The following is a 22,346-nucleotide window of genomic DNA, read 5'->3' as shown; positions in this document are numbered from 1 at the left end:
TTATACCTAGCGCTTCATAATCTTGAAGGTATGCTTTGTGTTGTTATCAAGTACATGCAGCACATACATGCCTTTGGTCGTGACGTTGCGCATATCGACTGTAATGGAGTTCCCGGATGTCTCTTCGGTGCGCTGCAGCAGTACTTTCCCCATCGCATCCATCAAAACTACCTGCACATTTCTAGCTTCTGTGCCGTTAAGTGTCACAATAACTGCATCATCAAACGGATTCGGATATGCTGAAACTGTGCTGTTACCTGCATCCAAAGCAACAGCTCTGATTGGCGAGAAGGAAGTTGTACCGTCAAAATCAACCTGCTTCAGGCGGTAGTAGCGTGTGCCAGACACTGCTTTTGTATCCAGGAAGCTGTAGTCTTGGCGCAGTGAAGTTGTTCCTACTTTACTCTCTACAAAACCGATTGCCTTAAAATCTCTACCGTTGCTTGATACCTGCACTTCAAAGCCTTTGTTCTCCAGTTCCGAAGCAGTTGCCCAGGTTAGGTTCACACCTTTTGTCTGTGCCTGCGCTTTGAAGAACATGAGCTCTACTGGGAGGGGAGTGATTGGAAGATCATCGATAGCAATTTTCCCATCAATGCTTGCTGCTGTATAGCAAATTCCTGGCGCAAGCTGTAGTACAACAGCAACCCTTTCCATTTCTGCAGGCACAGATTCTATGGTATATGTTTTACCTCCTACAACCCTTAATGGCTCAGGTGTATTGTTATAATATATTAGCCATTCATGACCTATGATTTCATTGTCTGGAATATTAATTTCATAGGTATAATCAGCTCTCTTATTCACCTCTGGGTTCGCTAGCCCTACTATATTTCCTTCAATAGCTGTGGAAACTATGGGGTTTGCCGTTGCTGTTATAAGTACTCTTTCCCCATCACATCCTGTCCCTATGTTTACTTTACTTACATAATAGTTAATACTCGTTCCTGCTTGGATTGTAGGTGTAGTGAATGATAGGCCTTGGCTCAAGTAGCTCCCGCCTGATTGCGTGGTGTACCACCTATAAGTCTCTCCCCCTAAAGCACCTGAGGCACTAAGCACCACCTCCCCTTCTCCGCATCTAACGCCATTTGTTGCTTGTGGGGCAGCTGGTGCTTCATTTGTGATATTTATTATAGCTCTAGCTGAACTTTCACAGTTACCATTTGCATCATAAACTGCCACATAGTAGTAACCTGATTCACTATTTCTTCTAATTGACAATGTATTACCTGTTTTAATAGGTGTTCCGCCTGATGCATCCCTATACCATCTATAAACTTGACTACCTAAAGCTCCATGGGCTGTTAAGGTAATAGTTGGATTTCCATTCCCACAGTCTCCATCAGATGTAATAGTTGGTGTAGGTGGGTTTCCGATGGTTGCTGTTACAGGTACTCTCGCACTTTCACAGCCGCCACTAGTTGCATTGTAAATGCTTACATAATAAGTTGTTGTCCTATCAAATACATCAGTCAATGTAGCACCTGTATGTTGTATAGAATTTGAAGTTGGAGTATTATACCATCGATACTCGGTGTTTACTGGCGCTCCTGTAACACTTATAGTTAATTGACCAGCATTACATCTTCCATTATTCACAGCCGTTGGTATAATACTGTTTCCCACCACCGCTTGTACAGGTATTCTTGCTGTTTCACATCCTCCGATAACAGCGCTAACATAATATGTTGTACTGTTTTGTAAACCGTTTAAAAGTAATGTCGACTGTTGGCCTATTGATGTCCCACCAGTTGCAGATGCATACCAACGATAGTTACCATTGGAGGACCCTGTTGCTGAAAGAGTAACACTATTACCAGCTACGCAAGTTTGACCAGGAATCCCCACCAACTGTACAACGTTAATTGTGCCCGGATTTGTTGACTCCCCACTCGGCTGACCAACCTTAAATGAGAGACTAGTCCCACTTATACGATTACCAGGAATAGTAACTACTATTTGATTTTTTGATATAGATAAAGGTATTATATAATCACTACTTTCATTTAGTATAATATAAGACGGATTACCTCCTCCAGTATTAAATTTATCACCGTTAATCGTGAAAGTAACGTCTTGACCAGCTATCACACAACTTGGTGAAATATTAGTAATAGTCTGCCCAAAACTCTCCTCACTCACCAGTAGGAAAAAGCTTAGCAACATTAACATAAAAATTTTGCTTGCCGCAGCTGCCCCCATAGCTTTGGCAGATGGCTGCTGGATGTGAACGGCCTTAGTTGGATTGTAGATGTGTTTCATAATGAACAAAAAATTAGAAGATTCAGCTTGGTAGTGGCTTGACCGGAGACTAGGTATGGACACAGTAATCCCATTCATGCTTTTTACAGCATTTTTTAGGACTCTATTTCTAGAAACCTAGCCAGATAGGTATAGTTTGACTAACTATAAGACAATAAGCAGTTTGCTGACTTACAGAATCACTTTCTACCCATTAAAATATTCAGGAGAATTATTTTGCCTTTAACTAAATTAATATAAATAATTATTAATATAAAGCAATATTAATGATAGGGCAGGTAATATCCATGCAATTATTGTTATTTTTTTTAATGGAAATTTACAAATTGCATCATTCATCATTCTTTACATCAACAAATATTCTCAGTAAAAAATTATATACATCAAATCAAACTTATGGATATCAGCCACTTATGCTCATGCATATCAAAATCTAGAATTGGACTAAAAAATATTAATTTTTTACTTAATATTTTAATATTTAAACACCCTATTAATGTTTACTTTTAAACTAGCAGGCTATATTTCATTAATCAGCACTTATGATTCTTGGTCTAAACCTTAATTAAGGATACAATAATGTACAAGCTTCGAGACCTACAATTTTGGCAGTGGCTTCATCGCAAAGACGGAATTAAGTCTTACCTGCGTTTCGCGATTAGTAACCCGTAGCAGCTAAGCCCCTCTATGTATAAGAGTCATTAGTAACTCCTAAAAACTGCTTAGCAACAAAAAAGGGCTGCAGTTACTGCAGCCCTTTTTTGCTTTGTTATAGCATTGATATCACTATCGTTTCATAAGCTTAAAAGTGTATTTGGTATCGTTGTCATATACATGCAGCATGTACATACCACTTGTGGAAATATTGTGCGTACTGACACTGATGGAGTTACCAGCTGTTTCCTCTACAGTTTCGAGCATCACCTTGCCCATTGCATCGGTAAGTGTTGCCTTTACCTGCCGCGATTCTGTGCCAGGTAGTCTTACCGTTACTACATCGCTAAATGGGTTAGGGTAGGCTGCCGCAATGCTGTTGTCACTATCAAGCACAATGGCCCTTACTGGCGACAGCGAGGTAGTGCCATCTAGGTCGACCTGCTTTAAACGGTAATAGCGTGTGCCAGACACAGCTTTTGTATCAAGGAAGCTGTAGTCCTGACGCAGTGAGGTTGTACCTACTTTGCTTTCTACAAAGCCAATAGCTACGAATGTTCTGCTATCTGTCGAAACCTGTACCTCGAAGCCTTTGTTATCTAGTTCCGAGGCTGTTGCCCATACTAATTTTGCTCCTTTGACATCACGCTTCACGTTGAAGGAGACGAGTTCTACTGGGAGGGGAACTATACCAATATTATTTATCTCAACAATTCTATTTGCTGGTAGGTTATTGTAACAAGTACTAAGATTTCCTTCTTGCTTTGCGTACAAAAACACTTGAATGCCTTTTAAATTTTCAGGGACAGAGGCAATAGTAATTTCTTTTGAATTTGAATTAGGTACACCAGCCCAGTTCACTCCATCAGTTGTTATAAACCAAGCATAGCTAGCAACGTCATTCGCCTCTGTAATTTCTGACCATGCTATAAATGTTGCAGGTTTGAAAGCATCAACTCTGTTGTCTGGATTAGTAGTCCTTATATCTATCCTACCTCCTGACAATATAGTAGATTTTTTATGCACTATACTTAAACTTGTAGATCCACTTGTAAAGCAATTATTACTTGCTGAAACTGATACCGTTCCAACTAGGTCTGCATCAGTATATTCCAAAATAATGCTATTAGTGTTTGTAGCCCCTATAACAGACGCTCCTGATGGTATTACCCAATTGTAAGATGTGGCATTTGTTACCGCTGGAACTGAGTAAGTAACCTGCTGCACTCCACAAGAGATATCCCTTGAAGCAGTTATATTTCCTATTGGGCTAAGGGTAGGCAGAATGTCATATAAATGTACTCGTACAACATTAGACAATGGATAAACATTCCCACTACTTTCCCTCTGCCTAACTTGGATATCTAAAAAATCACCTATTACTCTGCTAGCAGGAATATTTACTTGCAATTCAGTTGATGTTTTAGAAGTAGGAACTATTAGGCTCGAAGTATTGCCATTAATTACTACATGGGCATCATGATCATTACCTCCGCCTTGGTTTATCTTAAAGCCCGTACCAACTATTGTTAAATTTAAAGCCTGGCCTTTTATACCACATTTAGGAGTAATATTGGTAATAACTGCAGCTTGTCCCATACTCTCCCCACTCACCAGCAGGAAAAAGCCCAATAACAGAAAAGTGAGGAGTTTACCGCTAATCGCCGTTCCCATGGCTTTAGCAATTGGCTGCGGGTTACCTGCAGCCGTGTTTGAGTTGTAGAAGTGTTTCATAAAAATTATAAAAGGTTAGAAGTATCCCTATGCACCTACTCACAAGCTGGAAAAAATGGGCAAAGCAATTCCAGCATGCTTTTTCAAGCACTTCCTGCATCTGCTTCTTAAAGCTGAAGCTTAAGGTTCACCACTTCGTCAGGAAAGCACAGTATGCTATAGCTTACTAGAGTAGCCTAATACCTCGTTAAATATTCTGGAATTTTGTTTTGCCTTGCAGCTATTAAGTGTAATTGTTTATAACTATAAAGCAATATTAAGAATTGCACCACAAAAACTCACATTATTTATGTTATTTATTTTATTAGATTTTCACAAATTGCACTAAATTTTAATGGTTTTATACACACCCATATGCTTTAATAACCAAAATTATCTTACCAATAGCCAATTATAACGATTCAAATATTTAATTATCAGCTCTTTCTGCGAACAGTATAAGGGCGGTCTAAATTGCACTGAATATTCAATAAATTAGTATCTAAATCCAACGCCACCAGGTTGCCATAGGCGGCGTTTTTGTAGTAGACGCAGCCTGCATCGAGGTTGACGCGGGCGTTTTGGTGTGTAACACTTTTCTTTATGGCATGAAGGGCAGTAGGGGTATGGCCGTGCAGCAGTCTCTTGTTATCCAGCCGATTCCAGTCGACGTTATAGTTTCTGATGTTAAGCATGGCCTCTATGTCTCTGAACAGATCATCCTGGTGGAAGTCGAAGCCGGCGTGCACCAGGTAGTAGTCGGATAGTTCGAGGTAGTAGGGAAGGGAGTCTATGAAACGGGCATAGGTGGTGGGGAGTTTTCTGAAATCCTGCATCCCAAAGTTTTGCAGCACCATTTCTTTCTCCGGCTCTGAAAGGTTCAGCGCTGACTCTCCTTTGGAAGCAGCTTTGAGTAGCATCTGGTCGTGGTTGCCGCGCAGGCAATACACCTGGTACTGCTGCTTCTGAAGATGAATAATGAAATCGAGTACGCCTTTGCTGTCAGGGCCTTTGTTTACGTAATCGCCGAGCAGGTATAGCTCGTCCGTTTTTTTGAGCTGCAGCTGCTCAAGCACAAGCGTTTTAAAAGTGCGGGCGCAGCCGTGTATGTCACTGATCGCGTATCGGGCCATGGCGGGGTACGTCTGGTCTGAATCGTTTTAAACAGGCTAAAAAAATAGCACCTGTGTTATAAGCAGGTGCTATTCTCTTCAGCTGTTTTTTTCTGATTAGTTATACTTGTTATTGTCTAGGCCGGGCTTGTCGTGGTTGCGGTTCGGGTTGTTGACGCGTACATTGGCGCCGGTCTCATCCGCATCATCCACGGTATATTTCTCTTCCAGTTCTTCGTGTTCCGATCTGGTGCTGTTTGGGTCCACAGGTTTGGCGCCGGCTTTGTCCTGGCCCTTGCCTGTTGGATTTCCTGAATTTTCCCCTCCAGGCTGGGTATGCTTATATGATGGCATAATGTGTCCTCCTTGTAGTTAAGTTAAAAATGAAAGGCAAGCTGCTTCAGGCTATACCTGAAGCAGCTATACCTTGTGTAAAATTCGATGCTACTGATCAGGTGCCGCGCCCTTCGTCTTCGGTGCGCATGTTGTCGGGTGGCGGTGTGCCGTCGTCGGCGTAGTCGTTCACGCCAGTGGCTGATGGTCCCTCGGAAGCCGTGTCGCTGCCAAAGCCCTCTTTGCCGTCGCGGTTACCGAAGCCGCCGCGCTGGTGCTCGTTCTTGGGCGGATCAGCGCCGGGTATGATGTGCCCTGCACGGAATTCCTGATCCGTGGTGTCGTCCTCAATCACACGCACCGGCCTGTTTTTGGCGGCCTCACTGTGATTCGATTCACCTGCGTGTTTATCGTTTTCTTTGTTTTCCATAGTTGTGTCTTTATCGCGCTCCGCTCGGGAGCTATACCTGTTTTTACTCCTTTTCGGCCGCTATGGTTTAATTTGATTAGCTGCCTACCTGTTCGCCGCCGTTCACATGGATCACCTGCCCGGTTATGTAAGAGCCGTCTTCCGAGGCCAGCAGCACATAGGCCGGCGCCACCTCTGATGGCTGCCCAGGACGCCCCAGCGGCGCATCCTGCCCGAATTCCTTCACTTTCTTTTTGTCAAAAGAGGCAGGTATAAGCGGGGTCCAGATCGGGCCGGGGGCCACCGCGTTTACCCGTATTTTCTTTTCGGCCAGGTTAGAGGAAAGGGAGCGGGTGAAGGCTGTGATCGCTCCTTTGGTGGAGGCGTAGTCCATGAGGTGGTCGCTGCCACGGTAGGAGGTAACGGAAGTAGAATTGACGATCGCACTGCCTTCTTTCAGGTGGTCCAGGGCCGCTTTGGTCATGTAGAACATCGAGAAAATGTTGGTCTGAAAGGTGCGCTGCAGCTGATCTTTCGTGATGTCCCGGAGGTCGGCCTGGTCGTGCTGCTCAGCGGCGTTGTTGACCAGTATGTCCAAGCCTCCGAGTTCCTTCACGGCCTGCTTCACCGCACTTTTGCAAAAGGATTCGTCACCGATATCGCCTGAGATGAGCACCCCTTTCCGGCCCTCCTTCTCGATTAGCTGAAGTGTGTCTTTGGCGTCTTTGTCCTCATTCAGGTATACGATGGCCACATCGGCCCCTTCGCGGGCAAAGTGCACGGCCACGGCACGGCCTATACCGCTGTCACCGCCCGTTATCAGGGCTTTTTTGCCTTTCAGTTTATCGCTGCCTTTGTAGTTTTCGCGTATGTACTCCGGCCGTGGGGTCATTTTGTGCTCTTTGCCGGGTTGCTCGTCTTGCTTCTGAGCGGGCACTTCTTTTGGTTTGTTTGCCATAGTTTTCATAGTTTTAGTGTGATCGCAGTCCCTACTATACGCCTGCATTTTTAGCCTAGTTACCGCAGGTCGGCATCTTGTGAGGTAGCTGGCCGTTTATACCTTAAAATTTAGCACCGGAAGAACATGTGGAAGGAAACTGAAAATAAACTCACCCGCAGCCTCGAGTTCAAAGACTTCAGGGCGGCCATGGCTTTTATGAACAAAGTGGCCGATGTGGCCCAGGAGCTCAATCATCACCCGTGGTGGAGCAATGTGTACAACAAAGTAGAGATCGAGCTGACCACCCACGACGCCGGCAATACGGTGACAGACAAAGATGTAGAGCTGGCCCGGCGCATCGACGAAATCTACGATAGCATGATGGTATAAATTGCTTGTAGCTCACTTACAGCTGCGTAAACCAGTGCGCTGGCGAAGCAATCAGCTGTGCACAATCGACAATTAAGTAATACCTTTGCTGCATGCAGGAACCTGAAAAAACCAATCTATACCTCGTGCCGACACCCATCGGAAACCTGGAGGACATTACGCTGCGGGCTATTCGCATCCTGAAGGAAGTGGACGTGATTCTGGCCGAGGATACCCGTACCAGCGGCAAGCTGTTGCAGCACCTAGGTATAGAGAAGCGCATGCACAGCCACCATCTGCACAACGAGCACAAAGCCAGCGCACACCTGGCAGAGCGCATGAAAGCGGGCGAGGTAATGGCGCTTATTTCGGATGCCGGCACGCCCGGAATTTCTGACCCCGGCTTCCTGCTCGTGCGCGAATGCCTGAAGGCCGGTCTCAAAGTAGAATGTCTGCCCGGCGCAACCGCTTTTGTTCCCGCTTTGGTGAAATCCGGTTTCAGCACTGATCGCTTTACCTTCGAGGGTTTTCTGCCACTGAAAAAAGGACGGCAGACGCGCCTGATCAGCTTGGCTGCCGAGGAGCGCACCATGATTTTCTACGAATCTCCGCACCGCCTGCTCAAAACGCTTACGCAGTTCAAAGAGTACTTCGGGGGCGAGCGCATGGCCTCTGTTTCACGTGAAATCTCGAAGATGTTTGAGGAGACCGTGAACGGCACGCTTGACGAACTGATCGAGCTCTTCACCACCAAAGCCATAAAGGGAGAGTTTGTGCTGGTGGTTTCCGGGGCAGGAGCGAAGTAAAACGTATCATGACACATGTATCAAGTAGCACGTCTGATTTTTATACCTGTGTCGTTAAGAACCCGAACCCTAGACCCTGGCCAGGCCTGCCTGGTAGATTAGATCTGGAGATATTGTTATAAACGCATACTACACACGAAAATCGTGATACTTGATACGTGTGTCGTGATACTGAAACTACCATGAAGCTATACCTTAAAAAGCTCTCACTCATATGCACGCTGCTGCTGGTTGCCCTGCAGGCACAGGCGCAGTTTGAGGACACCCGCCTGTCTACGGAGGCCAAGATTAGCCTGATCACCTGCTCACCGGGCGAAGAGCTGTACGCCATATTCGGGCACAGCGCCGTGCGCGTCAACGACCCCGCCACAGGTATGGACATCGTGTTCAACTACGGCACCTTCGACTTCAATGAGCCCGGCTTCTACATCAAGTTCATCCGGGGCAAGCTCAACTACAAGCTCTCCATTGCCTACTTCCAGGATTTCGCCTACAGCTATACCCTGGACAACCGCTCCATTTATGAGCAGGAGATGAACTTCACGGAAGCGCAGAAGCAGCAGTACTGGCAGTTCCTCACAAACAACTACCTGCCCCAGAACCGCTTCTACCTCTACGACTTCTTCTTCGACAACTGCGCCACCCGCATCCGCGACGGTGTAGAAGCTACCTTCCCAGACCAGGTGGCCTTCAACATCACGCATCTTGATCAGGACATGAGCTTCCGCAACCTGATCGACCTATACCTGCCGCCGCAGCCCTGGTCCGATTTCGGGATAGACCTGGCCTTGGGCGCACCGATCGACCAGAAAGCCACGCCTTACGAGTACATGTTCCTGCCGGATTACCTTTCGGAGGGATTCGGCAGCGCCACCATTCAGCAAAATGGTCAGCAGGTACCTTTGGTGGGCGAACCAACCGTTATTTTCCAGAACAGCCCTCCGCCTACCTCCACTGGCGGCCCGTTTAACCCGGTGGTGGTGTGGTGGCTGTTTTTCGGGGCAGTTGCCCTGATAACGTACCTGGATTACAAGCGCCGCAAGCGCAGCCGTATGTTTGATGTGTTTTTCTTCCTGATCACCGGTCTGCTGGGCGTGTTGTTGTTTCTGCTTTGGTTTGCCACCGATCACCAGGCGGCTGCCAATAACTTTAATTTGCTCTGGGCGCTTCCTACCCACGTTATAGCGGCGGCCTTCCTGGCCCGTCCGGTGCTGCCGGGCTGGTTGCAGAAGTACATGCTGGTGACGGCTGCACTGGCGTTCATCACCCTACTGCTGTGGTGGGCGTGGCCGCAGCAACTGCACACTGCCGTTTTCCCAATTGCCTTAGCCCTCCTGGTAAGAGCCGCGTATACGGTTTGGGCTGCCAGACAGCCCACGGTTATCAGCAACACAAATACTAAAATAAAGGAGCGTATATGAACTTGCAGCAACTTTGCCAGAATGCCATTATCATCGTCAAAAGAGTAGGCGCCTTTATCAAGCACGAAGCCGCTGATTTTGACAGGGGCAGGGTAGAATTGAAGGGATTCAACAACCTGGTGTCTTACGTAGACAAAGAGGCCGAAAAGCAACTGGTCGAGGGCCTGCGCAATCTCTTCCCCGAGGCGGGCTTTATTACAGAAGAGGAAACCGACAACACCCGTGGCGAGCGCTTCAACTGGGTTATCGACCCGCTGGATGGCACCACCAACTTTACCCATGGCCTGCCTCTCTACTCTGTGAGCGTGGCCCTGATGGAAGGCGACGAGGTGGTACTGGGCATTGTGTACGAGATCAACAAAGACGAATGCTTCTACGCCACCAAGGGCAACGGTGCGTTCTTGAATGACAGTCCCATCAAGGTATCGCCTGCAGAAAAACTAAAGGATTCGCTCATCGCCACTGGCTTTCCTTATTACGAGTTCGGGCTCACGCAGCAGTACCTGCAGGTGCTGGGCGCTTTCATGGGCAAATCGCATGGGGTGCGTCGGCTCGGCTCAGCGGCGCTGGACCTGGCCTATGTAGCGGTGGGCCGTTTTGAGGGCTTCTTTGAGTTTAACCTGAACGCCTGGGATGTGGCAGGCGGCGCCATTATCGTGCAGGAGGCCGGCGGCCATGTCTCGAAGTTCACAGCGGGCGGCGACTATGTTTTTGACCGGGAGATTGTGGCCAGCAACGGCAACATCCACCAGGAGATGCTCGATACGATTGCCGAGCACTGGAAAGAGCAGCTCCCGTAAGCTGTTTGACAAAGGAGGTTAAGACAAAAAACTTTTATAAAAGGGTCTTTTCGTCTTCAGGTATAAAATCAAAAACGACCTCTAAACTTTTTGTATCTTTGTGCAGTTGATAAGAGCGTATGGTACAGAACATCATCATCTTCCTGATATTCGCGGTAGCAGTGGTCTACATGGGCCGGGTGATTTACCGCAGTTTCATGCCGAACAAAAATGCCGGATGCGCCAAAGGCTGCGGCAGCTGCTCGGCCATCGACTTCAGCAAGATTCAGAAGGAGCTCGCGAAGAAATCGGCATAGGTTTCGGCTTGACAAAGGAGTTTTTGACAAAAGACTTTGGGACTCCTTTCTCAAAAACTAACTAGGCATAGCACCTATACCTGGGATTACGCTGGTCGCCATGCCTGAACTGCCTCCGCGTGAATTCGGCTATACCTTCGCACAAATCCTCAACGCTTTAGGTATAAGCTTCGGTAGTTCCATGGCACTATGCCTGATCGTCTGCGCTGGCTCACTGCTCCTCCTGTGCCTGCCATACCTGCGGCTATTAATAATTCCAGCCCCATTTTCATATCCCTTGCCTGATTTTGCGTATAGTTCTATACCTAACTAGAATATCCCTTAAAACTATATGCTATGCAAGATAAAGTAGAAGAAAGAAGCCTCATTAACGTACTCAACCGCCTCCGCAAGGACGGCTATACCTACGACTTTAAAGTGTCTGGTGAGGGCAGACTGTGCACCATGGAGGACAAGCAGACCTTCGGGCCGGACGAGGTGCGTATCGTGGACTTTTACCGCTTTGAGGGTGAAAGCAATCCGGATGACATGTCGATACTTTACGCCGTGGAAACCAGCAATGGCCTGCACGGCACGATCTCCAACTCCTACGGGCCTTATGCCGACGCGAAAGTGGATGACTTCCTGAAACAGGTGGAAGACCTTGGTAAAAACCTTGACAAAAAAGACAAATAAAACAGAAAGGGCCGATGAGTCGGCCCTTTCTGTTTTATAACTGCCTCGGCTATACCTAATTATCTGACACGCTCCGGCCATCCTTCACCTGCTCTAGCTGTTCGCTCAGCTTTTCACCTCCTTTTATGCCAAAGTCCAGTGTTCGAATCGGGAACGGGATCATGATGTTGTTCGCATCAAAAGCCTTTTTGATCTTGATAATAGCATCGCTCTTGGCCGATACAAAATCTATCTGCCGTGAATAGCTGATCCAGAAGCGGACTTTGAAATTAATAGAGCTGTCACCGAAGGCATCGTACATCACTTCTATGTCACGCGTTTTTACACGGTTCTTCACATCCTGCAAAGCTTCAATCGCAATCTGCTGCACCTTTTCCAGGTCCTCTCCATACGACACGCCCACATCCAGGTCGAGGCGCCGTGTACCGCTGCTCGAAAAGTTGGTGACCGGGTTCTCAAACACCATCTTGTTGGGCAACTTCACCAATTCGCCCGAGGGTTGCCTGATATCCAAGGTGCGCAACGACACCCGCTCAATCACCCCAAAATAATCGTTGGTTTCTATCATGTCGCCCACTCCAAAGGGCTTTTGCACTGCTATGATAATGCCTGAGATGAAATTGGCGGCAATATCCTGAAAGGCGAAACCCAATGCCAGACCGATAATGCCGACACCGGCCAGCAAGGAGATCACCACTTTATCGAGTTGCAGCACGCTGAGCACAAAAAAGAAACCAACCGCCAGCAGGGCAATGTAAAGAATAGTGGAAATCAGGTTATTAAGGGCAGCGCTGTGCGATATGCGTCCGATCACTTTGTCCAGACCGTTGCGGATAAACCGGGCCACCACGAATGTGATGATAATCAGTATGATCGCCACTGCAATATTTGGCAGCATCAAAATCAAGTGCTCACCCCAACTCTCCAGCTTGCCCAGCAAAAGTTCAAGCGCCTTGTTTATATCATTCATATAGCGTTTCTATTGTTTCACATTATCTTCAGGTATAGCTTATGCCCATACCCGTGTGCCTTCGGTGCAGTTGCGGCACATCTCTATCTCTTCCCGTGACTGTAACAACGATTTGCGGAATTGGTTATACCCCGGGCTGCGCCATACCTGCCGGAAGCTCTGCGTTTTCACATCGCCCATGCGGTACTCAGCGTCTTTGTCGAAGCAGCAGGGCACTACCAGGCCATCCCAGGTGATCACACACGAGTGCCACATCTTCCAGCACTGGTTAAGCAGCTTGTTTTTGATGGAGAAGCTGCCATTGCCGTTATTTTTATACCTGGAGTAATAGTCGATGGTAGGTATAAGCGGGGAGCCCTGCTCATAATCATAAATCTGCGCCGTTTTAAACACCACTTCATCTACGCCCAGTTCGTCGGCCAGCGCCTGCACCTCCGAAATCTGGTGCTCATTGGGGCGCACCACCAGAAACTGGAACATGATGTGCGGCGTGCGCGACTTCAGTTCTTTTTTCCATTTCACGACTTGCCGCGTGCCTTCCAGCACCTTGTCGAGTTTGCCACCCACCCGATAGGCCGCATAGGTCTCCTGCGTGGTGCCGTCAATCGATACGATCAGTCGGTCAAGACCCGACTCCACAGTCTTGCGGGCGGTGTCGTCGTCGAGGAAGTGAGCGTTGGTGGAGGTGGCGGTATAGATGCCCTTGTCGGAGGCATACTTCACCAGCTCCAGAAACTGTTTGTGCAGGTAGGGCTCGCCCTGGAAGTAGAAAATCAGGTATAACAGGCGCTTGTGCAGCTGGTCGATGGTCTGTTTGAACAGATCGGCCTGCAGCATGCCGGTGGGCCTGGTGAAGGAGCGGAGGCCGCTGGGGCACTCGGGGCAGCGCAGGTTGCAGGAGGTGGTCGGCTCAAACGAGATGCTGAGCGGGTCGCCCCAGTGCACCGCTTTCCGCGACGCTCTTGCATACCAATAGCTGCCCGTCACCTGCAGGGCATTGAGCATGCGCAGCGGTGTTAGTTTCGACAGGAAATTGAGCTTATCAGTAAGGTGAAGCTTCATGTACAGGTATGCAAAAGAAAGGGCAGCCCACAAAGGCTGCCCTCTAAATTATACTTTATGGCGCTAACGGCCAAAATCTGGTGCTGATTAGTAACGGAAGAGCGCTTTCACGCTGCCGCCGTCCTCGCTTACCTCGGCCAGGCCGTTGTAGCTGCTCACAAACACCTTTCCGCCTTGCGCCAGCGTCTTGATGGCCGCCAGGTTAATTAGGTCGTCATCACCGCGCTGGTAGTCTTTGTGCACTTCCGCCACAGCGCTCTTGGCATCGTAGCGTCCCCAAACCGGGCTGCTTGGCGTAATAAAGAGCGTGTCCACACGACCGTGCACCGCTTCGGCGGCCACCGTGGCAATGTCTTCGGAGGTTACCCCGGTGCCTGCCACGTTTTCGTAGCGGCTCAGTGAGTCGGTATGGCTTTGCTGCATCAGCGGCTTGATCACTTCCAGCGCCTTCTCGTGGATGGTCTGCGGGTTCATGCCTGCCGCGCTCTCGTTCAGGTTGATGTGCTGCGGCACGATGTGCTTATACTTGCTGAACTTGCGGTACAGGGCACAATAGTGGTCAACACCGGCCAGCACCAGTGGCTCCGTGGCGTTGTGCAGAATCTCCTGCAGGCTGTTGTCTACCTCGTGGATAAACTCAATTACCTCGTCGTGCTCTTCGTCGCCTTTGCTGGCACCTGCCCCGTGTACAATGTTGGAGCCGTTTACGGTCGTGGTGGAGTTATGGAAATCCTGGTCTTTGCCCTTGACATTGAACTTGAGCGCCTCGTTCATGCTCTCCGGCGCAAAAGCACTGATGTCTATCTGACGGATGCGCTCAATAGTGGCTTCGTAGAAACCGATGCGCTCGCGGTAAAGGGACAGGATAAAGAAACGGCCGTTCTGGCTCAGGATCGGCAGCATCGGTGTGAAGTAGAACTGGTCGAGCACGTATACCACGTCCGGCATGGTGGTCGGCAGGGTATAGTGTGCCGAGAAGCCTTTGGTCAGAAACACGGCGAGTCCCTCGGCCTGGTGGCGCCAGAATCCGGTGTCGCTCAGGAGTTCTTCGGCAGGCTGCAGGTAGGCGTTAATCTCCGTCTCTGCCACATCGTGTCTGGCCAGCAGGGCGCGCGCTTCTTTCAGTTTGTTTTTAAAGAGGGTCTGGTTCTGACCATTCAGGGTTTCGTGGCCGGCTCGGTGCGTAGGTATGTAAATAGAGATGCAAAGTGCGCCCTTCGTGTTGCTCTGAACATTGAGCAGTTTCTCAATGTCACTTTTGTTGATTAATGCCATATTTTCTAGCGGTTAAATGAATAAGGATATCTCAAACAATCAATTCCTTTTGATTGCCCCTCGCGTTGGGGGTTAGGCTTTAATTACGCACCAATCAAATGCACGGTTATTTATGCCTCCGGAAAGAGGGGCTTAAGATCCAAAAACAAAGCCGCCCATCACGTTAACATGACGGGCGGCTCTTGCTAAAGTATAAATTACAAACTGCCTATTTGCGGGAGGCGCGATTGTTCATCACATGCTGCAGAATTTCCTTTTCGACTTCGCGGTCTATGGGGCGGCGGGGCTTTGTACTCAGGATCGTGCCATCATCGCCTATCAGGAAGTAAGCCGGCACATCTTTGAGGCCATACTTCCGGGCCAGTTCATGGCCCTGCCCCTTCAGATATAGCTGCACGCCGCCCAACCCTCTCGACTGCACCACGCTGCGCCAGGCCTGCTCGTTTTCATCCACTCCTATATTGATGAGCACCACGTCGTGGGGCTGTAGCTTTCGGGCCAATTCCTGCGCATGCGGTTGTTCTACCATGCACAGGCCGCAGTCCGTACGCCAGAAGCTCAGGTACACAATCTTGCCTTTAAAATCGCTGAGCGATACTAACTCGCCGTTTATGTCCTGCAGGCTAAAGTCGGGAGCGGCGCTGCCTATACCTAAGCCCGGGTGGCTTTCGTACTGGCGCAGCAGGTTGGCATGCACAGCCGCTATACCTTGGTTCTGGCTGAAGTCATGCAGCATGGCAGGCAGGTGCAGCACGTTGCCCTGCTGCAGCGACAGCCGTATGAGGTAGGCCTGCGCCATCACGCGCGCCTGCCCCTGCAAGGTATAGCTCACCTCATCGTAGGCCTTTTTATAATAGTGTATGTCGCTCGTTTCCAGCTTGGCTTGCTGCCCTATAAACCGGATGTAGTTGCGCAGGAAGGCCGGAAAGCTGATGGCCTCCAGACTGGCAGGCTGCTCCATTTCCAGGTGATTCAGGAAGTCGAAGTAGGTGGCAGAGGGACTAAGCTGCACCGGCAGTCGCATCAGCTCGCGCATGTCGAAAAAGGTGAGGCGGTCGTTGGCGTAGCTATATTCGATCTCCGCCAGTATCATTTGCCGGAAATGCTCGCTCACTGGCTTCACTTCTATTTTCTTTTCGAAGATGGCCTGCTGGTCCTCTCTGCGGAAGTCCAGAAACTGCAGAAACGCTTTTTCTGAAAGCCGCACATTGTCGGGCAGGGTCTGGTAATCTTCCTCCTCGTCGAAGCGATAGGTATGCAGGGCCAGGTAGTTGTTTTCGTTAGCACCCTGTCCGCTATATTTCAGCGTCTTGAGCATTTTGCCGGCTGCAAACGAAACCTGTAGCTCAAAACCTGGCTCCAGGTATAGCGGCACTGATTCGTTGCCATACACCAGCTCTACCGTCGTGGGTTTGTTCACCGGCAGCTCAAACCTGAAACGGCCGTTGTTCACTTCGGTAAACGTGCGCTGTTCTTCCGGAAATAATAAAGAGGGGAGAGAGGCGATGAAGATGTCATCCACCTGGCCTTTTTGAACTTTGCCCGTAATGGTAACGGTACTTTGAGCCAACAGGCAATGCGTTGCCAGCATGCATGCCAGCAATAGGGTAAGCGTCCGTTTCATAGGTACAGTGGGTAGAGGTGTCTTATAAAATCTAATTTAGGTTGAGTTAGGCGCTATTTCGATCTTCCAGTCCAGGACCGAAAATCTCTCAGCTAACGCACTCAACATTAATTATATAGATTATAATTCCAAATCCCAACGCCCCCTTTTAAATTATACGAAAGTTAGAAGTCCTTCCTGTTTAAAGCACAATCCTAACCAAACAGGGAGGCAAACACTTCCTCCAACCGTCCAAAAGCGTGCACATTGATCGAGAACTTGCTCAGGTCCACTCCTTTTTTGTTGTACTTTGAGATGTAGATGTCCCGGAAGCCAAGCTTCTCTGCTTCGGTAATGCGGTTCTCGATGCGATTGACAGCCCGCACCTCGCCGCCAAGGCCCACCTCGGCTGCAAAACACGAGGTGCTAGGTATGGCAATGTCCTCGAAAGAGGAGAGGATGGAGGCGCAGACAGCCAGATCCAGCGCCGGGTCTTCTACCTTGAGGCCGCCGGCTATGTTGAGGAACACATCCTGTGCTCCCAGTCGATACCCGCCCCGCTTCTCGAGCACGGCCAGCAGCATGTTCAGGCGCTTGCCGTCGAAGCCGGTGCTCGTACGCTGGGGTGTGCCGTAGGTGGCAGGTGTTACCAGGCTCTGTACCTCGATCAGCAAAGGCCGGTTGCCTTCCAGCGTCGCTCCGATGGCAATGCCGCTGAAGGCGTCTTCCCGCTGTGAGATCAGAATCTCCGAAGGGTTGCTCACTTCCCGCAGCCCGGTACCCAGCATTTCGTAAATACCCAGTTCCGAGGTAGAGCCAAAGCGGTTCTTGGTGGTGCGCAGGATGCGGTAGGTCATATGGCGGTCTCCTTCGAATGTGAGCACGGTGTCTACCATGTGCTCCAGTATCTTCGGACCTGCAAGGTTGCCTTCTTTGGTGATGTGGCCGATCAGGAAAACGGGCGTGCCGCTTTCCTTGGCAAACTTTAGCAACTCCGCCGTGCACTCGCGCACCTGGCTCACACTGCCGGCCCCAGCCTCTATAAAGGATGAGTGCAGCGTCTGGATGGAGTCGATGATGAGGACCTGCGGGCGCAGCTGCTCTATTTGCTTGAAGATGTTCTGGGTGCCGGTCTCGGTCAGGATGAAGCAGTCGGAGGTCTGGGCATTGAGGCGCTCGGCTCGCATCTTGATCTGGTGCTCGCTTTCCTCGCCGCTCACGTACAGTACCCGCATCCCCGTCAGGCTCAGGGCGATCTGCAGCATCAGCGTGGACTTGCCTATACCTGGCTCGCCGCCAATCAGCACCATGGAGCCCGGCACGATGCCGCCGCCCAGCACCCGGTTCAGTTCCTGGTCCACGGTCTGGATGCGCTGCTGCTCCTGGTAGTTGATGTCGGCTATCGGCTTGGGTTTGTTGGCCACCTGCGACGAACTGCTGGTGTTGCCCACTTTCCACACGCTGGTGGGGGTGAGCTCTTCGCGCTGCACCACTTCCTCCACGTAGGTGTTCCACTCGCCGCAAGCGGGACATTTGCCAATCCATTTGGCGGACTGCGCACCGCAGTTCTGACAGAAATAAGAGGTTTTGATTTTAGCCATTCAGCCTTATACCTATGCAGCCCTTTTGAATCAGGGCTGACGTGTTCTTAAATTGATTAAAAAAGGAGCACTATACCTGTTCCGGCTTTACCACTTCCTCTACCGGCACCTGCTTGAAGTATACCTTGAAGGTGGTACCCTGCCCCAGCTCACTTTCCAGTTCTATGCGCCCGCCATTGTTTTCAATAATCCGCTTCACAATGTACAGGCCTATACCTGTGCCTTCTACGTGATTGTGCAGGCGTTTAAACATGTTGAAGAGCTTTTGCTCCTGGCCTTTTTTGATGCCGAGCCCGTTGTCCTGCACGCGCAGCACCACATAGTCACCTTCCATATAAGTGCTGATGTGCACCTCCGGCGCCAGATCCGGCTTGCGGTACTTGAGCGCATTGGACACCAGGTTGTAAATGATGCTGCGCAGGTTCTTGCGGGCATAGAGCAGGTTCTTCACCTGGAAATCCACCTGCACATCCGCGTTGGATTCCTTTGCAAGACTGTCGATGTCCAGCATCACATCCTGCAGTATGTGCTCGAACTCCAGCGGCTCCACTTTGGCGTGCAGCCCTTTCTGCACTTTGGTGATCTCCGCCAGGTCGGCAATGGTCCGCTTCAGCTTGTCGATCGCATCGGCCAGCATGTCGAGCAGTTGCTTGTCTTCGCCCTCCAGCTTGCCCTCCAGGATGTCGCGCAGCAGGTTAGACAGGCCCTCCATGTTGGCAATCGGAGACTTCAGGTCATGCGAGGCGGTGTAAACGAAGTTGTCCAGGTCGTTGTTGGTGCGCAGCAGTTCCATGTTTTTCAGGCTGAGCTCCTCGTTAGTTGACACCAGCTTGGTGCGGGCCTTTACCAACTCCGTCACCTCCACCGCAAAAATGAGCACGGCCTCCGGTTTGCCCTTCGCGTCCATCAGCGGCTGTATCACGATGTTGAAATAACCCTGTGTCAGGCTGCCGTTGTTGTGGTTGTCCACCATGAGGGGCACCTCCTTGCCTACGTAAGGAGAGCCGGTTCCAAACACCTTCTTTATCTCCTCGAATACACCCCGGTACTCCTGTTCGGGATGGGCCTCGCGCAGCGTTTTGCCTACCAACATGCGGTTTCCGAACAGCTTGCGGTAAAGCGGGTTAGCTAACAGGTACTGCTGGTCCGAGGCGCGCACAAGCCCTACCAGGGCCGGCACTTCGAGGAACAGCTTCTGCAGCAGCTCGGCATTCTGCTTCACTTTGCGGTCCGCCTCTTTTATATCTGTAATATCGATGGCCGAACTGATATGCCCCAGGAAGTCGCCCTCGGTGCCAACACGCGGCGTGCAGGTGACCACCATCCAGCGGTACTGCCCGTCATGGCGGCGCATGCGCACCTCTACGCTGAAATCGCTTTCTGAGGCAAGGGCATTGTTGTACTGTTCATCAAAGGCAGGCATGTCCTGCGGGTGGATGATCTGCTGCCAGCCGAAGTTGATGCTGTCTTCGAAATTCTGCCCGCTAAAGTCAAGCCACTGCCTGTTCACATACACGCTCTGCTTCCAGATATCGAGGATGGTGATGATCACGGGAGCGTTGTCGGCCATGGTACGGAAGCGGGCCTCGCTCTCAATAATGGCTTGCTGGGCTCTCTTCTCTTCTGTAATATCCTGCACTTCAATGATGGCATAGGCTTCGCGGCTGCCGTCTTTGATCAGGTGCACAGCACAGGATACATCGAAAAAACTGCCGTCTTTACGGACGAACACTTCCTCGTATACCTCTTTCTTTTCTACCCCCTTATGCAGCGCATTGCGCAGCGGGCACTCGGTTGCCGGGTATGGCGTGCCGTCCGGCCTGGTGTGGTGCACCATCTTGTGCAGCGACTTGTTCTGCATCTCCGAGAAATCATAACCGGTCATTTCTTCTGCGGCCGGGTTCATGAAGGTGCAAATGCCATTTGCGTCGATGATAAACAGGGCAGCCGTGGCATTGTCGGTTATCGTCTGTTTCAGGCTGTTGGAGCGGCGCGTGTTGATGAGCGACCAAATGATGAAGAACATCAGCAGACTGATGATAGTACCACCCAACAAAATAAAATAAGGCAGTTCGGTATCGGCGGAGCGGGCAAATGAGGGCTTGGCAGAAAAGTACACGCGCCAGGTTTGATTGCCGATGCTCAGGGTGCTCAGCATGTCCAGCTCCGGTTTTTTAGCGGCATGATAATGCAGCACGCTGTCTGTGTTGAAAAGCAGGTCTTTTCTTCCCAGGCCTGTGCCGTCATACACTTCAATATCCAGGTCGCTATAATTACTCCCCCACACCGCCATCATCAGGTCTTTGGCCCGAAAAGGGCTATAGACAAAACCTTGGATGAGCCGTTGGCGCTCCTTGATGGATTCGGGTTCGGCATTGCCTTTATAAATGGGCAGGTAGATCAGGAAACCGGCCTGCTCATCCACGCCAGTTTCCTGCACCAGCCTTACCTTGCCAGACAAGGCTGGCTTGCGGGTGTCACGGGCCATTTGCATAGCCGAGCGCCTTGTAGAGTCGCTGAACATGTCGTAGCCTATGGCCCTCCGGTTGCGTTTGTCGAGCGGCTCCAGGTAAATGATGGAGGTATAGGTAGAGCGGGGGTTGTCCGGACGGATGGCATAATCCTTAAAGCCCTCCTTGCGAAAGCGGCTGATATGGGCAGGCATTTCTTCGGGTTTCACAAAATGGGTATAGCCCACACCCTGTATGCCGGGGTAGTTTTCCTCGAGCTTCAGTGTCCGGTAGTATTGCGCCCAGTCTTCGCGGGTAATGGTGTCGGAGGCCACGAAAAGAGCTTTCGCACCCACCAAGATCTGGGTATAGTCGCGCATGCGCAGTTGCAGTGCCTGAGTAGCCTGTACTGCCTTTAGTTCGAAGAGTTTTTCGTTTCGCTCCAGCGCCTTCTTCTTCGTCTCTGAGTAAATAAAAAGCGTTAACAGAAAAATAAGCAGAAAAGACGAAATCGCGATCAGATACTCCCGGACAAACGCTACCAGTTTGGAAAGTTTCATAAATAAATGAACAGGCTATTCAAAAAAACACCGGCCTTGCGCAAAACAACGGCCGGCAACAGCACTTAGTTCAATGGTTAGGTCATCAAAAATAACGAATTTATTGTAACCACTGCAACATTTAAGGGGCTTAAAATCCGGCGGCGGCGGCGCTGCAAGCCAGCCCTTGATTATACCTGAATTACCTATAAATAAACGGATAATGCCGAATTAAATACAGGAAATTGGGCTTTGCATGTTAATTTTACATCAAACACCTTTTTACCATGATAGATATTCTGAAAAGCCTGCTGTTGAGTTTCATCGCTGTGGCTGTACTCCTGCCTGTGCTGCGCTATGCGCTACGCAGGCTGTCACCAGCAGGGCAGCAGGCTTCCATCAGCGCCGACGAGTCGCGCTACATGCAGAAGAAAGAGTGGCAACTGACAATTGCCTATTTTATATTTGCCTCGGTGCTGTCCGTGTTCTTCGCAGGGGCGCTGGCCATGCTCGCCAGCATACTGCACCTCTCTTCGGAGCACATGTTTGTGCTGACGCCTAACTTCCATGCCTTCTTTGCGCCGGGCCTGCTGCTGGGCCTCACCACGGCCATGCTGCCGCTGCGGCTCTCACATAGCACGCTCCTGGGCCAGGACCTGGATTTGTACAGGCAGTACCTGGTCCAGCAGGAAGGGCTCCGCTCCACCCGTATCTACCGCATCCTGTTTGCTTTCATGCTGATTATCTCGGTGGTGGTGCTTTGGTTTGCCATGCGCTGGCATGTGAACGTAGACGAAAACCAGGTGCAGGTGACCAATATGCTCAACCAGGAGCGCACCTACCCGCACAGCGCGATCGAGAGCATCCACTACATGGGGGCGGAGGGCGAGTACCTCATCACGTTCGAAGACCAGACCATCCTGAACACAGCCTACCTGAAGCCTGTGCCGTTAGACTTGATTGCCCTTTTGTCCGACCGCTCGGGCAAGCGCGTGATCCGATAAGTTGGCAGGTATAGGCTATACCTTGATTATACCTGTAAAGCGGCCGTGA

At 50.1% G+C, this 22,346-nt stretch carries 19 protein-coding genes; 7 read left to right on the top strand and 12 right to left on the bottom strand.

The annotated features are described in order from the left end of the window. Window positions 1–6: 6 nt before the first annotated feature. The 6 genes from IEV97_RS20020 to IEV97_RS07145 all read right to left on the bottom strand — a co-directional run bounded on the left by IEV97_RS20020 (window position 7) and on the right by IEV97_RS07145 (window position 7,444). Entirely contained in the window at window positions 7–2,265 is a 2,259-nt protein-coding gene (locus IEV97_RS20020) for an Ig-like domain-containing protein (protein ID WP_229733833.1), read from the bottom strand. 786 nt (window positions 2,266–3,051) lie between these two features. Continuing rightward, window positions 3,052–4,653: a PKD-like domain-containing protein gene (locus tag IEV97_RS07165; protein ID WP_188500818.1), complete on the bottom strand. Its 1,602-nt coding sequence runs from the start codon at window positions 4,651–4,653 to the stop codon at window positions 3,052–3,054. Between the two features lie 416 nt (window positions 4,654–5,069). Further along, window positions 5,070–5,765, bottom strand: coding sequence for a metallophosphoesterase family protein (locus tag IEV97_RS07160; protein ID WP_188500817.1), 696 nt, complete (start codon window positions 5,763–5,765; stop codon window positions 5,070–5,072). 96 nt (window positions 5,766–5,861) lie between these two features. After that, the gene (locus IEV97_RS07155; RefSeq protein WP_188500816.1) at window positions 5,862–6,098 is read right to left on the bottom strand and encodes a hypothetical protein; all 237 of its coding nucleotides are present in this window, start codon (window positions 6,096–6,098) and stop codon (window positions 5,862–5,864) included. 97 nt (window positions 6,099–6,195) lie between these two features. Continuing rightward, window positions 6,196–6,507: a hypothetical protein gene (locus tag IEV97_RS07150; protein WP_188500815.1), complete on the bottom strand. Its 312-nt coding sequence runs from the start codon at window positions 6,505–6,507 to the stop codon at window positions 6,196–6,198. Window positions 6,508–6,583: 76 nt separating this feature from the next. Further along, window positions 6,584–7,444 (bottom strand): SDR family oxidoreductase, encoded by an 861-nt coding sequence (locus IEV97_RS07145; RefSeq protein ID WP_188500814.1) that lies wholly within the window; start codon window positions 7,442–7,444, stop codon window positions 6,584–6,586. A gap of 126 nt (window positions 7,445–7,570) precedes the next feature. Here IEV97_RS07145 and IEV97_RS07140 point away from each other — a divergent pair, with 126 nt between their 5' ends. The 6 genes from IEV97_RS07140 (at window position 7,571) to IEV97_RS07115 (ending at window position 11,793) form a co-directional block, all read left to right on the top strand. Next, window positions 7,571–7,816 (top strand): 4a-hydroxytetrahydrobiopterin dehydratase, encoded by a 246-nt coding sequence (locus tag IEV97_RS07140; protein WP_188500813.1) that lies wholly within the window; start codon window positions 7,571–7,573, stop codon window positions 7,814–7,816. Window positions 7,817–7,908: 92 nt separating this feature from the next. Next, window positions 7,909–8,601 (top strand): 16S rRNA (cytidine(1402)-2'-O)-methyltransferase, encoded by a 693-nt coding sequence (gene rsmI, locus IEV97_RS07135; RefSeq protein ID WP_188500812.1) that lies wholly within the window; start codon window positions 7,909–7,911, stop codon window positions 8,599–8,601. A gap of 182 nt (window positions 8,602–8,783) precedes the next feature. Next, window positions 8,784–10,022: an Lnb N-terminal periplasmic domain-containing protein gene (locus IEV97_RS07130; RefSeq protein WP_188500811.1), complete on the top strand. Its 1,239-nt coding sequence runs from the start codon at window positions 8,784–8,786 to the stop codon at window positions 10,020–10,022. Further along, window positions 10,019–10,822, top strand: coding sequence for an inositol monophosphatase family protein (locus IEV97_RS07125; RefSeq protein ID WP_188500810.1), 804 nt, complete (start codon window positions 10,019–10,021; stop codon window positions 10,820–10,822). The genes IEV97_RS07130 and IEV97_RS07125 overlap by 4 nt, the downstream gene beginning before the upstream one ends. A 119-nt stretch (window positions 10,823–10,941) precedes the next feature. After that, window positions 10,942–11,118 carry a FeoB-associated Cys-rich membrane protein gene (locus IEV97_RS07120; protein WP_188500809.1) on the top strand — a complete coding sequence of 59 codons (177 nt, stop codon included), beginning with the start codon at window positions 10,942–10,944 and terminating at the stop codon, window positions 11,116–11,118. 336 nt (window positions 11,119–11,454) lie between these two features. Continuing rightward, entirely contained in the window at window positions 11,455–11,793 is a 339-nt protein-coding gene (locus IEV97_RS07115; protein WP_188500808.1) for a hypothetical protein, read from the top strand. A 55-nt stretch (window positions 11,794–11,848) separates the two neighbouring features. Here IEV97_RS07115 and IEV97_RS07110 read toward each other — a convergent pair whose 3' ends face one another. The 6 genes from IEV97_RS07110 to IEV97_RS07085 form a co-directional block, all read right to left on the bottom strand. After that, on the bottom strand, window positions 11,849–12,763 hold the full coding sequence (locus tag IEV97_RS07110) for a mechanosensitive ion channel family protein (protein WP_188500807.1): 915 nt from the start codon (window positions 12,761–12,763) through the stop codon (window positions 11,849–11,851). 39 nt (window positions 12,764–12,802) lie between these two features. Then, the gene (locus IEV97_RS07105) at window positions 12,803–13,825 is read right to left on the bottom strand and encodes an SPASM domain-containing protein (protein WP_188500806.1); all 1,023 of its coding nucleotides are present in this window, start codon (window positions 13,823–13,825) and stop codon (window positions 12,803–12,805) included. Window positions 13,826–13,912: 87 nt separating this feature from the next. Next, window positions 13,913–15,100, bottom strand: a complete 1,188-nt coding sequence (locus IEV97_RS07100) for a baeRF7 domain-containing protein (protein ID WP_188500805.1) — start codon at window positions 15,098–15,100, stop codon at window positions 13,913–13,915. A 208-nt stretch (window positions 15,101–15,308) separates the two neighbouring features. Further along, complete coding sequence (locus IEV97_RS07095) at window positions 15,309–16,724, bottom strand: TlpA disulfide reductase family protein (protein ID WP_188500804.1); 1,416 nt, start codon at window positions 16,722–16,724, stop codon at window positions 15,309–15,311. Between the two features lie 194 nt (window positions 16,725–16,918). After that, a complete protein-coding gene (gene radA / locus IEV97_RS07090; RefSeq protein ID WP_188500803.1) occupies window positions 16,919–18,304 on the bottom strand; it encodes a DNA repair protein RadA in 1,386 nt (461 codons plus the stop codon). Window positions 18,305–18,374: 70 nt separating this feature from the next. Next, window positions 18,375–21,314 carry a CHASE domain-containing protein gene (locus IEV97_RS07085; RefSeq protein ID WP_188500802.1) on the bottom strand — a complete coding sequence of 980 codons (2,940 nt, stop codon included), beginning with the start codon at window positions 21,312–21,314 and terminating at the stop codon, window positions 18,375–18,377. 266 nt (window positions 21,315–21,580) lie between these two features. Between IEV97_RS07085 and IEV97_RS07080 the strand changes: the two genes are divergently transcribed. After that, window positions 21,581–22,297 carry a hypothetical protein gene (locus IEV97_RS07080; RefSeq protein ID WP_188500801.1) on the top strand — a complete coding sequence of 239 codons (717 nt, stop codon included), beginning with the start codon at window positions 21,581–21,583 and terminating at the stop codon, window positions 22,295–22,297. Window positions 22,298–22,346: the final 49 nt, after the last annotated feature.

The sequence above is a fragment of the Pontibacter amylolyticus genome, assembly GCF_014638845.1.
Lineage (GTDB): Bacteria > Bacteroidota > Bacteroidia > Cytophagales > Hymenobacteraceae > Pontibacter > Pontibacter amylolyticus.
The sequence above is the reverse complement of the archived record's forward strand: the minus strand, read 5'-3'. Positions and strand labels throughout refer to the sequence as shown.

Bases quoted from the DNA above. Each gene is read 5' to 3' on its own strand.
- IEV97_RS07100 (WP_188500805.1), bottom strand. From the start codon at position 15,100: ATGGCATTAATCAACAAAAGTGACATTGAGAAACTGCTCAATGTTCAG.
- IEV97_RS07105 (WP_188500806.1), bottom strand. From the start codon at position 13,825: ATGAAGCTTCACCTTACTGATAAGCTCAATTTCCTGTCGAAACTAACA.
- IEV97_RS07165 (WP_188500818.1), bottom strand. From the start codon at position 4,653: ATGAAACACTTCTACAACTCAAACACGGCTGCAGGTAACCCGCAGCCA.
- IEV97_RS07160 (WP_188500817.1), bottom strand. From the start codon at position 5,765: ATGGCCCGATACGCGATCAGTGACATACACGGCTGCGCCCGCACTTTT.
- radA (WP_188500803.1), bottom strand. From the start codon at position 18,304: ATGGCTAAAATCAAAACCTCTTATTTCTGTCAGAACTGCGGTGCGCAG.
- IEV97_RS07085 (WP_188500802.1), bottom strand. From the start codon at position 21,314: ATGAAACTTTCCAAACTGGTAGCGTTTGTCCGGGAGTATCTGATCGCG.
- IEV97_RS07140 (WP_188500813.1), top strand. From the start codon at position 7,571: ATGTGGAAGGAAACTGAAAATAAACTCACCCGCAGCCTCGAGTTCAAA.
- IEV97_RS07125 (WP_188500810.1), top strand. From the start codon at position 10,019: ATGAACTTGCAGCAACTTTGCCAGAATGCCATTATCATCGTCAAAAGA.
- IEV97_RS07095 (WP_188500804.1), bottom strand. From the start codon at position 16,724: ATGAAACGGACGCTTACCCTATTGCTGGCATGCATGCTGGCAACGCAT.
- IEV97_RS07150 (WP_188500815.1), bottom strand. From the start codon at position 6,507: ATGGAAAACAAAGAAAACGATAAACACGCAGGTGAATCGAATCACAGT.
- rsmI (WP_188500812.1), top strand. From the start codon at position 7,909: ATGCAGGAACCTGAAAAAACCAATCTATACCTCGTGCCGACACCCATC.
- IEV97_RS20020 (WP_229733833.1), bottom strand. From the start codon at position 2,265: ATGAAACACATCTACAATCCAACTAAGGCCGTTCACATCCAGCAGCCA.
- IEV97_RS07155 (WP_188500816.1), bottom strand. From the start codon at position 6,098: ATGCCATCATATAAGCATACCCAGCCTGGAGGGGAAAATTCAGGAAAT.
- IEV97_RS07120 (WP_188500809.1), top strand. From the start codon at position 10,942: ATGGTACAGAACATCATCATCTTCCTGATATTCGCGGTAGCAGTGGTC.
- IEV97_RS07080 (WP_188500801.1), top strand. From the start codon at position 21,581: ATGATAGATATTCTGAAAAGCCTGCTGTTGAGTTTCATCGCTGTGGCT.
- IEV97_RS07115 (WP_188500808.1), top strand. From the start codon at position 11,455: ATGCAAGATAAAGTAGAAGAAAGAAGCCTCATTAACGTACTCAACCGC.
- IEV97_RS07110 (WP_188500807.1), bottom strand. From the start codon at position 12,763: ATGAATGATATAAACAAGGCGCTTGAACTTTTGCTGGGCAAGCTGGAG.
- IEV97_RS07130 (WP_188500811.1), top strand. From the start codon at position 8,784: ATGAAGCTATACCTTAAAAAGCTCTCACTCATATGCACGCTGCTGCTG.
- IEV97_RS07145 (WP_188500814.1), bottom strand. From the start codon at position 7,444: ATGGCAAACAAACCAAAAGAAGTGCCCGCTCAGAAGCAAGACGAGCAA.